Here is a 12,503-nt window from a genome sequence, read left to right on the forward strand (position 1 = left end):
GCAGCGCGTGGCATTGACGTGGCATGATGGTGGCATGGCCAAGGTCCGGGTGAGCACGACTGTGGACGCAGAGCTGCTCGAACGCGCCCGCCGCACGCACGGCGACTCCACCGACGCGTCCCTGCTCGAAGACGCCCTGAAGTCCTACCTCGCCGCGCACCGCGAGGCTGAGATCGATGCCGCCTATGCAACGGCCTACTCGGACCAGCCGCTGGAGGCCCCCGATGAATGGGGCGATCTGGCCTCGTGGAGCGACGCCATCAAGGCGTCGAACCGACGATGAGTCTGCTGCCTCGTCGCGGGGAGGTGTGGTGGTGCGAGGTCCCAGAGGTGGGGCGGCGCCCGGTGGTGGTGCTGTCCCGTGATGCAGCCATTGCTGGTCGCCGTCGCACGATCGTGGCGCCGTGCACCACGACGGTGCGTGGTCTGCCGACCGAGGTCGAGCTCAGCCCCGGGCTGGACCCGGTGCCGAGGCGCTGTGTGGCCAGCCTGGACTCTGTCGAGAACGTCTCGGTGTCGTTGCTCGTCGAGCGACTCGGCACCCTCGGAGACGCGCGCCTGCGGGAAGCGTGCGCCGCACTCGCGGTCGCCGCTGGCTGCCCCGGATGACTCAGCCCGCAGTGAACTCCCTGGCCAGGGCCGGCGGCATGTAGTCGTAGCGGACGAAGCTGCGCGTGAACGTACCGGTGCCGTGGGAGACCGACCTCAGGTCCACCGGATAGCGGGCCAGCTCGTGCGCGGGCACCTCGGCGTGGATCAGGGTGCGCCCCGCGACCTGGGCCGGCTCGGTGCCGTGCACCTGCCCGCGGCGACCGCGGAGGTCGGCCAGGACCCCGCCGACGGCGTCGTCGCTGACCTCGATGTGCACCTCGTCGACGGGTTCGAGCATCGCGACGGTCGAGTCGTTGGCGGCTTCGCGCAGTGCCATGCCGGCCGCGGTCTGGAAGGCCATGTCGGAGGAGTCCACGGAGTGCGCCTTGCCGTCGACCAGCGTGATCCGCACATCCACCACCGGGTAGCCCGCAAGCACACCCTTCTCCAGCTGGACGCGAGCGCCCTTCTCCACCGAGGGGATGTAGTTGCGGGGCACCGCGCCGCCGACGACCTTGTCGACGAACTCGATCCCGGCCCCTCGCTCCAGCGGCTCGATCTCGAGGTGGCACACGGCGTACTGTCCGTGACCGCCGGACTGCTTGACCAGTCGACCCTGGACCTTGGTGGGGCGCACGAACGTCTCCCGCAGGGACGTCCGCACGGGCTCCACCTCGACCGGCACGTGGTAGCGCGACTCCAGCATCGCGATGAGCTGGTCGACGTGGGCCGGCCCCATCGCCCAGAGCACCAGCTGGTGGGTTTCCGAGTTGTGCTCGAGCCGCATCGTGACGTCCTCGGCGACCAGCCGCTGCAGGGCGGTGGCCAGCTTGTCCTCGTCACCCTTCGAGCGGGCGTGGATCGCCACGGGCAGCAGCGGGTTCGGCAGCAACCACGGCTCGACCAGGGCGGCCCGGTCCTTGCGGGACAGGGTGTCGGACGTCTCGGCACCGGCGAGCTTGGAGACCACGACGATGTCACCGGCGATCCCGGCGCTGATCGGTCGCGTCTCGTCGCCCAGGGGGGCGGCGAGCGGCCCGATGCGCTCGTCGTCGGTGTCGTGGTCGGCGTGCTCGTCCACGAGGTGGGTCGCGAAGTGCTGCAGGTGCCCCGAGATGTGCACCGGATCGTCAGGGCGCAGCGTCCCGGAGAACACCCGGACCAGGGACTGCCGGCCCACGAATGGGTCGGTCGTCGTGCGCACCACCTCGGCCACGAGCGGACCAGCCGGATCGCAGGTGACGGCACCGAAGTCCCCACCCGCGGAGGTGTAGACCGTGGGCACCGCAGCCCCGACGGGGGAGGGAAATCCCTTCTCGCACAGCTCTATCAGCGCTTCGATCCCCACGCCCGTGGGCGCATGCGTCGGGAGGATCGGGAAGAACCGGGCCGTGGCCACCGCCGTGCGCAGGTCGCCGGCGATCACCTCGGTGTCGATCTCCTCGCCCTCCAGATAGCGCTCGAGGAGCCCTTCGTCCTCGGACTCCTCGATCACGGACTCGATCAGCTCACCGCGCTGTGCGTCGATCAGCTCACCCTCGTCGACGCTCGGCTCCCGGTCGGCCTCACCGCCTCCCGGCTGCTGCTCGGTCACGGTGCGGCGCAGGAGGTTGAGCAGGCCCGTGACCGAACCGTCGACCATCAGCGGCAGGGCCAGCGGCTCGGCGTCACCGAACGCGCGCTGGCAGGCGTCCACCGTCGCCTCGAAGTCCGCCCGCGCCTGCTCGAGGCGCGTGACGACGACCGCACGCGGCATACCGAGGACGTCGCACTCGCGCCAGAGCAGCCGGGTGGGCTCGTCCACGCCGTCGGCTGCGGACACGACGAAGACGGCCGCGTCTGCGGCCCGCAGCCCGGCGCGCACCTCGCCCATGAAGTCCGGGTGACCCGGGGTGTCGAGCAGGTTCACGGTCAGGCCACCGGTCGGGACCGACGCGGCCGTGAGCGACAACGTCGCCACCGAGTCCCCCTCACGAGCGCGGCGGCCCGGGATCCGAGCCGCCACGAACTGGTCGAACAGGGCCGTCTTGCCCGCCCCGCTCGACCCCACCAGCACCACGTTGCGGATCTGCTCGGGCGAACGGGGACCCGCAGCGTCGCTGACACGGTTCATGGGTTCACCTTGCTCCGGTCACCCACGGCGCACAAGACCCGGACGACAGCGGGTCAGCGCCAACCGGCCGCCACCACCACCGGCAGCAGGCTCGCGCCGATGACCAGCCAGTCCGCACCGCGCCACGGCGCCGGCGCCGCCCACGTTCGTCGGTATGCCGTGGCGAAACCTCGGGCGTCCATCGCGACGGCCAGCGTGGCCGCGGCCTGGAGCGACCGCACGAGGATCCCGATGGTGAGGGCCCACAGCTCGGCCAGCACGGACCGGGGCGACCGGGCCGTCGCGCCGATCCCCCGCACCCGGCGGGCCCGCGCGATCTCCGACCAGATCTCGCCGAACGTGTGCACCCGCTGGAGTGCCGCCGCCACGGCCACGACGGGACGGGCGGGCAGCCGCAGCCGTTGGCCGAGGTGGTCGCCGAGGGCATCCGCGTCGACATGCTGGATCAGCACCGCCGAGGGCAGCACGATGATGAGCACCCGAAGTCCTGCCGTGAAGGCCGTGTCGAGGTCGTGGCCGCCCAGCAGCCACGTCGACCACGCCACGGACAGCGCGCCGAGGAGTCCGGGGCCGAGCCGCAGGAGCACCCCGCGCAGCCGACCAGTGGGCGCCGGTCCGTCGCCGGGAGCCCACAGGGCCAGCCCGGCGAGCGCGACCTGCACCGCGAGCACGACGAGGCTGGTGGACCACCGCGGCGAGACCACGCCCGCGGGTATCGCGAGGCTGGCCCCCGCCATCAGCGAGAGCGGGCCGGCTCGCGCCACCAGCGGGCGTCGACGCGCTGGTTCGGGCGGTGGTTGCACGGGCCGGTCGATCGTCGTCACCGCGTCGGCCCGGGTGATGACGGCGTCGTCGTGCGTGGTCAGGACGATCGCCGAACCCGCGTCCCGCAGGCCCTCGACGATGCCCATGACGGCGGCCCAGGTGAGCCGGTCCTGGCCGACCGTGGCCTCGTCGGCGCAGACGAGATCCGGCTGGTGGAGCACCGCGGACGCCATGGCGAGCCGACGCTGCTCGCCCCCGGACAGGTGTCGGGGGTCGGCCTGTTCGAGGTGGGTGAGGCCGAGGTGCGCCAACAGGGCCCTGGCGCGCTCCAGCGCCTCGGACTCGACCAGCCCGACGGCTCGCGAGGTGGTCATCACCTCGTCGAGCACGGTGTGGCTGACGATCGTCGAGCTCGCCCACTGGGGCACCCAGGCCACTCGCCGGGCCAGGTCGAGGGTGCCCAGCTCGTGCGGGTCGCGCTCGCCGTCGACCGCGAGGTCGGGCCGCAGCCGCACCTCACCGGCCTGCCGTCGCAGCAGCCCGGCCAGCGCCAGCAGGAAGGTCGACTTGCCCGCACCGCTCGGGCCCACCAGCGCGTGCACCTGCCCTGCGCGTGCCTGGAACCACTGGTCCCGCACCGCGACCGTGGTGCGGGTCGAGCCGTCGAGGGCTCGCACGGACCGGCTGATGGTGACGTCGGCGGCGTCGAGCGTGAGCAGGTTGGCTCCCGTCGACGGTTCGAAAACACCCGCGGGTATGCCGCGTGGTTGCGGGTCGGGGAACCCGGGCACCCAGATGCCCTGGGCGGCAAGGGATTCTCCGTGCTGGGCGAGGACGGCGAATGGCTGGCCGTCGGCTACGACCCGGCCGCTGTGGTCGAGGACGACGAGCCGGTCGACGACGTCGAGCCAGGGACCGAGGCGGTGCTCCACGACCACCGTCGTCAGCCGGAGGGACCGCGTCACGTCGTCGACGGTCCTGCGGACCGACTCGGCGTTCGCGGGGTCGAGCATCGCGGTGGGTTCGTCGAGCAGCAGGACCGGGGGCTCGAGGGCGAGCGCCCCGGCCAGGGCAAGCCGTTGCTGCTCACCGCCCGACAGCGCGTACGTCGGAGTGTCCTGGGGCAGGTCGAGGCCGACCGCGGCGAGCGCGGCGGTGACGCGCGCGGGCATGTCCGCGCGCGGCATACCGATGTTCTCGAGGCCGAAGGCGACGTCACGTCCGACCGTGGCCGACACGAGGCCCGCGCCCGGCTCCTGGAGGACGAGGCCGACGTCGCCGGCCCGCGTCCCGGGAACCGCGCCGTCGAGCAGCACGGTGCCACCACGTTCCCCGGAGTCGGCGACCTCGAGCACCCCGGCAAGCCCACGCAGGAGGGTGGACTTGCCGGAGCCGCTCGGACCCACGAGCAGGACCCGTTGTCCCGGGGGGATGTCCAGGTCGAGGCCGGGGATGACCGGTTCGCGGCGGCCGTACGGACGCCAGGTCAGTCCCCGGACCTCGAGGTGTCCCGATGGTTGGGGAGTCGCCACGGGCACGGTGGCCCCGACTGTGCCTGGGTGCTCAGACAGCGCGTGACTCCCGGGCTTCCTGCCCAGCCGGGAACGCTCCCAGGGCCCCGGCTCGAGCCAGGCCCCGCGTCAGCAGCCACCCGAGACCGCCGGCCACGATCGCGCCCGCGACGGTGAGGATCCCGGCGTAGGCGAGCTTGTAGCCCATGTCCCAGTCGGTCCAGTAGACCTGCCACTCGTAGAGGGCCTCCAGCGGAGCGGAGAGGGCGCCGGCAAGCAGCGCCGCACCAAGGCCGAACGCGGCGTACCCGAGGAGCAGGAAGGCGATCTCCGCGCCGAGACCCTGCAAGATGCCCGAGATGAGAGTGGTGAAACCCCACTTGGTGCCGGGCAGCATCGAGACGAGGGCCGCCACCACCTCACAGAGCAAGGCCGAGCCCGGGCGTCGGATGGCGAGACCGCCCACCACCCCGGCCATCAGCCAGGGCGCGCCCGTGATGCCCTGTAGCGGTGGGAAGAGGGCCTCGAGCCCCGCCGCCGGTGCGGTGTAGGCCAGACCCCAGGCCCAGTAGGCGACACCGAACGCGGCGCCGAGGAAGGCGACCGTCAGGAGGTCGACGGTGCGCCAACCCCAGAGGTTCCCGCTGGCGCGGATGCTGCCGCGGCGGGTCGTGGTGGACGAGGTGGACGAGGTCGTGCTGGCCGAGGTGGCCGGGGTGGTGGCGTCGGCCGAGGTGGCCGGGGTGTTGGTGGTGCTCATGTGTTCTTCTCCCGTGGAATCCGGTGGATGCCTCGGGGAGACCCCTTGCCGGGAGAAGACACCTGTGGTGGCGCACTTCGCCCGACAGGTGTCTGAGATTCTCGACTCCCTACGCCGGTGCGAACCGGATCAGGTGTGAGGGTCTGCGGTCTCCCGCACTCTCAGCGCTCACGCGCTCCCCTGTCGTTACCCGTCGAACCTTACTCCTGGGTGTGGCAGGGTGGAGCCGCAGGTCAGCGGCAATTTTCGCGCGGCTGTGGGCGACGGGCCCGCAACGGGTGCGCAACGGGTATGGAAGAGGAGTGCGACATGGGACCACTGGTGTGGCGAGTGCTGGGGACCGGATCGGCGGTGCTCGCGGGTGTCGTCGCCAACAAGCTGGTCACCACCGCCTGGAAGAAGGCCGGCCGCGACGCCGTCGTCGACCCGCGCGACCCACGCACCCCGTGGAAGGACGCCATCGCGTTCGCGGCGCTGACCGGACTGGCAGCGGGGGCTGCCCGGGTGATCGCGACCCGCAAGGCGGCCGAGTACTACGAGAAGTCCGCCGGACACCTGCCCAAGGCCATGCAGCACGGCGACGCCTGACCCGTCAGGCCTCCACGTCGAGGGCCTTGGCGATCGGGACGCCTGCGCGGTAGGACAGGTGCACGTGGGACGGCGCATCCAGGACCGTGAGGTCGGCTCGCGCCCCGACCACGATCCGTCCGATGTCGTGACGCCGCAACGCCTTCGCCGAGCCGGCAGTCGCCGCGAGCACGGCTTCGCCGGGCGTCAGGCCCATCTCGCGCACCGCCAGCGCGATGACGAACGGCATCGACGACGAATAGCAGGTGCCCGGGTTGCAGTCGGTCGCGAGAGCGATCGAAACCCCCGCCCGCAGCAGTGCGCCGGCATCCGGGTAGGGCGAGCGCGTGGAGAACTCCACCCCGGGCAACAGGGTCGCCACCGTGGTGTCGGCCGCGCCGGCCAACGCGTCGACGTCCGAGGCCGAGAGGTAGGTGCAGTGGTCGACGCTGGCCGCACCGAGGTCGACAGCCAGCAGCACCCCGGGTCCGTGACCCAGCTGATTGCCGTGCACACGCCGCTCGAGTCCCTTGGCGCGCCCGGCCACGAGCACGGCCCGCGCCTCGTCGAGCGTGAACGCGTGGGGCGAGTGGGGTTCGCAGAACACGTCGACCCACTTCGCGTGCGGAGCCGCCGCCTCCAGCATCGGCCCGGTCACGAGCTCGAGGTAGGTCGCGCGGTCCTCGGCGTACTCGCGCGGCACCACGTGGGCGCCGAGGAAGGTCGTCTCGGGGGTGAACTCCCCGGCGATGCGCAGCGCCCGCGCTTCGTCCTCGATGGTCAGGCCGTAGCCGCTCTTGATCTCGACGGTCGTGGTGCCCTGGGCACGCATCTCGGCGACCCGGAGCGCGACGAGCGCCCGCAGCTCGTCGTCGGTGGCAGCTCGTGTGGCGGCCACCGATGCTGCGATGCCCCCACCGTCGTAGGACGTGCCGGACATCCGTGCGGCGAACTCGTCCCCACGGTCCCCCGCGAAGACGAGGTGCGAGTGCGAGTCCACGAAGCCGGGCAGCACCGCCCGGCCACCCACGTCGACCTGGTGGTCGGTCATCGGCGCGCCCGACGCCGGGCCCAGCCATGCGATGTGCCCGTCCTCGACGACCACCGCGGCGTCGCGCAGGATGCCGAGTCCGTCGGGCGTCGACCCGTCACAGGTGACGAGCTCGGCGATGTCGGTGACGAGCGTGCTGCTCACTGGTGCTCCCTCACGTCGGACAGCGACTTGCCGAGCAAGGCGGCAACGTCGCCCAGCCGGTGGCGGCCCGACTCTACGACCGTGCTGCCGCCGACCACCACCCTGTCGACGTCAGAACGTGTGGCGCAGTAGAGGATCTGGCCCGCCTTGGCGCCCGCCGTGTTGACGGTGTCGGTGCGGACGACGACGAAGTCAGCCACTGCCCCGTCTGCGATGACACCGGCGTCCTGCCATCCGAGGCTGCGGTAACCGTCAGCGGTTGCCGCCGTCAGCAGCTCCTCGGGGGTGAACCGACCGCGCTCGTTGCTGGCGAGGCGCTCGTGCATCTCGAGCCCGCGCACCTCCTCGAACGGGTCGATGACCGCGTGCTGGTCCGAGCCGAGCGACAGGCGCGCGCCCGCGGCGGTCAGTGCTCTCGCGGGTCCGATGCCATCGGCGAGGTCGCGCTCCGTGGTCGGGCAGAAACAGGCCGTCGTGCCCGACTCCCCGAGCAGGGCGATGTCCCGGTCGGACAGGTGCGTCGCGTGCACCGCGCTGAACCGCTCGCCGAGCAGACCGGCGTCCTCGAGCAGCTCGGTCGGCGTGGCGTTGTAGAACATCTGCGTCGCGAGGTTCTCGGCAGGCTGCTCGCTCACGTGGGCGTGCACGGTGCGGCCGCGGGTCACCTCGGCCATGGCCCGCAGGTCGTCACGCGGCACGGCCCGCACCGAGTGGACGGCGGCGCCGATCCTGGTCGTGGCGTCCGGAGCGAGCGCAGCCACGCGGGTCGCCCACGCGTCGACGTCGCCGTCGCTGAACCGCCGCTGGACGTCGTCCAGCGGCAGGTGTCCGTCGCCGGACAGACCGCCTGCCAGGTAGCACGTGTCGAGGAGGGTGAGCCGCAGTCCGGCGTCCCGCGCAGCCTCGATCAGCGCCTCCCCCATCGCGTTCGGATCGGCGTAGGGCCTGCCTCCCACGTCGTGGTGCAGGTAGTGGAACTCCCCGACGACGGTGATCCCGGACAGCACCATCTCCGCGAACACCGCCCTGGCCAGGGCGAGGTAGGTGTCCGGCGTGAGGTGCCGCGTGACGGCATACATCTGCTGTCGCCACGTCCAGAAGTTGCCGCCGTCTCCGTGGGTGCGCCCGCGCAGGGCGCGGTGGAAGGCGTGGCTGTGGGCGTTGGCGAATCCCGGCAGGACCACGCCGTGCAGCCGTTCGTCGCCCGGTTCGGGGCGGGCCCGGTGCACCCCGGCGAAGACCCCGTCGACCACCTCGAACCGCACTCCCGCGGCCAGTCCGCTGGGCAGCCACGCGTGCTCGGCCCAGAAGTGGGTCGATCCGGCGTTGGTGGATCCGGCGGTCGTCACGCCTGCGCCCCCGCCAGGTCCTCGAGGACGGCGGTCAGGGCCGCCACCCCCTCGAGGCAGTCGGAGAGCTCGGCGTGCTCCTCGGGTGAGTGCGAGATGCCCGTGGGGTTGCGGACGAAGAGCATGGCGGTGGGGATGCCGGCGTTCGCGAGGATGCCGGCGTCGTGCCCGGCCCCGGTGCCCAGGACAGGTATGCCGCCGAGCCGGGTCCCGAGCCGCGCGCTCAGCGAGGCGTCGAAGGGCGTGGAGGGCGTCCAGGACTCCTCGGTGATCCGGCCGCCCGACTGCTCGACCATCGCGCTGATGTCGGCGACCGCACGGCGCACGGCCCGCGGGCTGGCGCCCCGGGCGTCGAGCCAGCCGGTGACCGAGCTGGGGATGGCGTTCACCCCGCCCGGCGTCACCACGACCTTGCCGATGGTCGCGACGCAGCCGTTCGTGATCGCGGCCTCGCGGGCGGCGAGCACCGCGCCGGCATACCCGAGCATCGCGTCGTGGCGGTCCTCGAGCCGGGTGGTCCCCGCGTGGTTGGCCTCGCCGGTGAAGTCGAGCCGCCACCTGCCGTGGGGCCAGATGTCGCTGCCGACGGCGACGGGGTGGTCGAGGTCGATGAGGCCCCGGCCCTGCTCGACGTGCAGCTCGACGAAGCTGCCGATCCGGCGCATGGCGTCGTCGTCGCGGCCGATCTGGTGCGGGTCGCGACCGGCTGCCTTCAGAGCGTCAGCCATGGTGGTGCCGTCGGCATCGGTGAGGCTGCGGGCCCGCCGCGCGGTCATGGCGCCGGTGATCACTCGCGAGCCGGCACAGGCGACGCCGAACCTGGCGCCCTCCTCGTCCACGAAGTTCACCACGCCGATCGGCCGCGAGGGCTCGAACCCCTTGTCCCGCAACACATCGATCGCCGCAAGGGCGCTGACGACCCCCAGCGGGCCGTCGAACGCCCCACCGTCGGGCACGCTGTCGAGGTGCGACCCGGTGACGACGCCCTTGTCCCCCTGCGTGGCTGCAGCGTCGGGGTCGCCCCACCAGGCCCACTGGTTGCCCATCCGGTCCTCGGTGAGGTCGAGCCCGCGCACGGCGCACTCGCCGGAGAACCACTCGCGCAGGTCGTGGTCCTCGCGGGTCCAGGCGAAACGACGGTAGCCACCTGACTGGGCGCTGCGTCCGACGGGCTGGAGGTCAGCCCACATCGACTCGAAGCTCACGGTGCCCTCTCTGGCGGCGGCGGCAGGAATGGGCCGGTCCGCGGGGGGCGCAGACCGACGACCAGACCATTCCACACCAGCGGACGCGTTGATGTGGGGGCTCCCCCACCATTCCGTCTCGGATCACAGACTGGCATGACGCGGGAAAGCGCCGGATGGCGGCGGCTACGCTGTGCCGCGTGACTGACGACGGCGCGACGCGGGCGGCGGCAGCCCTGACCTCGAGCGGCATCGCGCACACCATCACGCGGCACGGCCGGGTCAACTCGCTGGAGGAGGCGGCCGCGGCGCGAGGCGTGCAGCCGGGCGACATCATCAAGACCCTGGTCGTGCGCCGGGCGGAGGACGACTACCTCTTCGTGCTCGTGCCGGGCGGTCGCGAGATCTCGTGGCCCAAGCTGCGCGCCCTGCTCGGCGTGAACCGGATGTCGATGCCCGACGCGGCCACCGCCAAGGACGTCACCGGCTATGAACGCGGCACGATCACGCCCTTCGGCTCGCTGACCGCGTGGCCGGTCGTGGCGGACGCCACCGTGACCGGGCGGCTCATCTCCATCGGCGCCGGAGCCCACGGTGTCGCAGCGACCGTGCAGGCCGACGACGTCGTGGCCGCCCTGGGCGCCCAGGTCGCCGACGTCACCGACCCCGCCTGAACCCGATCCGACCCGCTGGCGGCGCTAACTCGCCTTTTGCATGCGATGGCGCCGCAGCCCCCAACGCACGGTGTGCCGGGTGGTGACCACCCGGCATACCGTCGCGGGCGTGCGAGATCAGCTCTCGCGCATGGGGATCCGCACGCCCTGCTCCTGGGCAGTGCGTTCCGCGATGTCGTAGCCGGCGTCGACGTGGCGGATGACGCCCATCGCCGGGTCGTTCGTGAGGACCCGGGCCAGCTTCTGGGCCGCGAGCTCGGTGCCGTCCGCGAGCGAGACCTGACCAGCGTGCAGGGAACGGCCGATGCCGACGCCGCCACCGTGGTGGATCGAGACCCAGCTGGCGCCCGACGAGGTGTTGACGAGGGCGTTGAGCAGCGGCCAGTCCGCGATCGCGTCGGAGCCGTCGAGCATGGCCTCGGTCTCGCGGTAGGGGCTCGCCACCGAGCCCGTGTCGAGGTGGTCGCGCCCGATGACGATGGGGGCGCTCACCTCCCCGGTGCGGACCAGCTCGTTGAACGCCAGTCCCGCCTTGTCGCGCTCACCCTGACCGAGCCAGCAGATCCGGGCCGGCAGGCCCTGGAAGGCAATCCGGTCCTGGGCGCCGCGGATCCACTTGTGCAGCCGGTCGTTGTCGGGGAACAGGTCGAGGACCGCCTTGTCCGTCGCCGCGATGTCCTTGGGGTCGCCCGAGAGCGCCACCCAGCGGAAGGGACCCTTGCCCTCGCAGAAGAGCGGCCGGATGTAGGCCGGCACGAAACCGGGGAACTCGAAGGCCCGCTCGTAGCCGCCCTGCCGGGCTTCGTCGCGGATCGAGTTGCCGTAGTCGAAGACCTCGGCCCCGGCGTCCTGGAACTCGACCATCGCCTGGACGTGCTTGGCCATCGACTCGCGCGCCCGGTCGGTGAACTCTTCGGGCTTCTTCTCCGCATACTCGTGCCAGTCGCCGAGCTCGATCCCCTCGGGGAGGTAGGACAGCGGGTCGTGGGCACTGGTCTGGTCGGTGACGATGTCGATCGGCACCCCGCGTCGCAGCAGCTCGGGGAAGATCTCGGCGGCGTTCCCGACGACGCCGACCGACCACGCCCGCCGCTCGTTCTTGGCGGCGACGGCCTTGTCGATCGCCTCGTCGAGGGAGGAGGCGACCTCGTCGAGGTAGCGGTGCTCGACGCGGCGCCGCAGCCGCGACTCGTCGACGTCGACGATGAGGCAGGCGCCCTCGTTCATGGTGACGGCGAGCGGCTGCGCGCCACCCATGCCACCGCAACCGCCAGTGAGCGTGAGCGTGCCGGCGAGCGTTCCGCCGAAACGCTTCTCGGCGATGGCTGCGAACGTCTCATACGTTCCCTGCACGATGCCCTGGGTCCCGATGTAGATCCACGAGCCCGCAGTCATCTGCCCGTACATCGTCAGCCCGAGGTGCTCGAGCCGGCGGAACTCGGGCCAGGTCGCCCAGTCGCCGACAAGGTTGGAGTTCGCGATGAGCACGCGCGGCGCCCACTCGTGGGTCTGCATGACCCCGACCGGACGACCGCTCTGGACGAGCATCGTCTCGTCCTGCTTGAGCGTGGTGAGCGTGCGGACCATGGCGTCGAACGACTTCCAGTCCCGCGCGGCCCGGCCGGTGCCGCCATAGACGACGAGGTCATCCGGGCGCTCGGCGTTCTCGGGGTCGAGGTTGTTCATCAGCATGCGCAGCGGGGCCTCGGCCCCCCAGTGCTGGGCGGTGAGCTGCGAGCCGCGGGGTGAGCGGACGGGGCGGGCGCCTTCCATGTCGTTCTCCTTCAGTGCCTT

General features: G+C 72.0%; 11 protein-coding genes and 1 riboswitch. Of the genes, 4 read left to right on the forward strand and 7 right to left on the reverse strand.

Annotation, left to right across the window (positions count from 1 at the left end; all coding sequences use genetic code 11):
• The first annotated feature begins 34 nt into the window (after window positions 1-34).
• Together AC1DYG_RS04385 and AC1DYG_RS04390 are read left to right on the forward strand one after the other, a co-directional pair.
• Entirely contained in the window at window positions 35-283 is a 249-nt protein-coding gene (locus AC1DYG_RS04385; RefSeq protein WP_477638670.1) for an antitoxin MazE5, read from the forward strand.
• Window positions 280-609 carry a type II toxin-antitoxin system PemK/MazF family toxin gene (locus AC1DYG_RS04390; protein ID WP_477638671.1) on the forward strand — a complete coding sequence of 110 codons (330 nt, stop codon included), beginning with the start codon at window positions 280-282 and terminating at the stop codon, window positions 607-609. Before AC1DYG_RS04385 ends, AC1DYG_RS04390 begins: the two co-directional genes overlap by 4 nt.
• 1 nt (window position 610) lies before the next feature.
• On the opposite strand, the gene AC1DYG_RS04395 is transcribed toward AC1DYG_RS04390, so the two are convergent.
• The 3 genes from AC1DYG_RS04395 to AC1DYG_RS04405 are packed head-to-tail and all read right to left on the reverse strand — an operon-like array spanning window position 611 to window position 5,740.
• Window positions 611-2,704 (reverse strand): elongation factor G-like protein EF-G2, encoded by a 2,094-nt coding sequence (locus tag AC1DYG_RS04395; RefSeq protein WP_477638672.1) that lies wholly within the window; start codon window positions 2,702-2,704, stop codon window positions 611-613.
• 53 nt (window positions 2,705-2,757) lie between these two features.
• Window positions 2,758-5,007 carry an ATP-binding cassette domain-containing protein gene (locus AC1DYG_RS04400; RefSeq protein WP_477638673.1) on the reverse strand — a complete coding sequence of 750 codons (2,250 nt, stop codon included), beginning with the start codon at window positions 5,005-5,007 and terminating at the stop codon, window positions 2,758-2,760.
• A gap of 25 nt (window positions 5,008-5,032) precedes the next feature.
• Window positions 5,033-5,740 carry an ECF transporter S component gene (locus AC1DYG_RS04405; protein WP_477638674.1) on the reverse strand — a complete coding sequence of 236 codons (708 nt, stop codon included), beginning with the start codon at window positions 5,738-5,740 and terminating at the stop codon, window positions 5,033-5,035.
• A gap of 89 nt (window positions 5,741-5,829) precedes the next feature.
• Window positions 5,830-5,932: riboswitch (TPP riboswitch) on the reverse strand.
• Between the two features lie 117 nt (window positions 5,933-6,049).
• Here AC1DYG_RS04405 and AC1DYG_RS04410 point away from each other — a divergent pair.
• The gene (locus tag AC1DYG_RS04410) at window positions 6,050-6,328 is read left to right on the forward strand and encodes a DUF4235 domain-containing protein (RefSeq protein WP_477624497.1); all 279 of its coding nucleotides are present in this window, start codon (window positions 6,050-6,052) and stop codon (window positions 6,326-6,328) included.
• A gap of 4 nt (window positions 6,329-6,332) precedes the next feature.
• Here the strand turns inward: AC1DYG_RS04410 and hutI are convergent, their stop codons facing one another.
• The 3 genes from hutI to AC1DYG_RS04425 are packed head-to-tail and all read right to left on the reverse strand — an operon-like array spanning window position 6,333 to window position 10,056.
• On the reverse strand, window positions 6,333-7,502 hold the full coding sequence (hutI, locus tag AC1DYG_RS04415; RefSeq protein ID WP_477638675.1) for an imidazolonepropionase: 1,170 nt from the start codon (window positions 7,500-7,502) through the stop codon (window positions 6,333-6,335).
• On the reverse strand, window positions 7,499-8,851 hold the full coding sequence (locus AC1DYG_RS04420; RefSeq protein ID WP_477638676.1) for a formimidoylglutamate deiminase: 1,353 nt from the start codon (window positions 8,849-8,851) through the stop codon (window positions 7,499-7,501). Before AC1DYG_RS04420 ends, hutI begins: the two co-directional genes overlap by 4 nt.
• Window positions 8,848-10,056 carry an allantoate amidohydrolase gene (locus tag AC1DYG_RS04425; RefSeq protein WP_477638677.1) on the reverse strand — a complete coding sequence of 403 codons (1,209 nt, stop codon included), beginning with the start codon at window positions 10,054-10,056 and terminating at the stop codon, window positions 8,848-8,850. Before AC1DYG_RS04425 ends, AC1DYG_RS04420 begins: the two co-directional genes overlap by 4 nt.
• 155 nt (window positions 10,057-10,211) lie before the next feature.
• On the opposite strand from AC1DYG_RS04425, the gene AC1DYG_RS04430 reads away from it, so the two are divergent.
• Complete coding sequence (locus AC1DYG_RS04430) at window positions 10,212-10,709, forward strand: aminoacyl-tRNA deacylase (RefSeq protein WP_477638678.1); 498 nt, start codon at window positions 10,212-10,214, stop codon at window positions 10,707-10,709.
• 117 nt (window positions 10,710-10,826) lie between these two features.
• Here the strand turns inward: AC1DYG_RS04430 and hutU are convergent, their stop codons facing one another.
• Window positions 10,827-12,482 carry a urocanate hydratase gene (gene hutU / locus AC1DYG_RS04435; protein ID WP_477638679.1) on the reverse strand — a complete coding sequence of 552 codons (1,656 nt, stop codon included), beginning with the start codon at window positions 12,480-12,482 and terminating at the stop codon, window positions 10,827-10,829.
• Window positions 12,483-12,503 lie beyond the last annotated feature (21 nt).

This window comes from Pedococcus sp. P1_H8 (assembly GCF_056405175.1).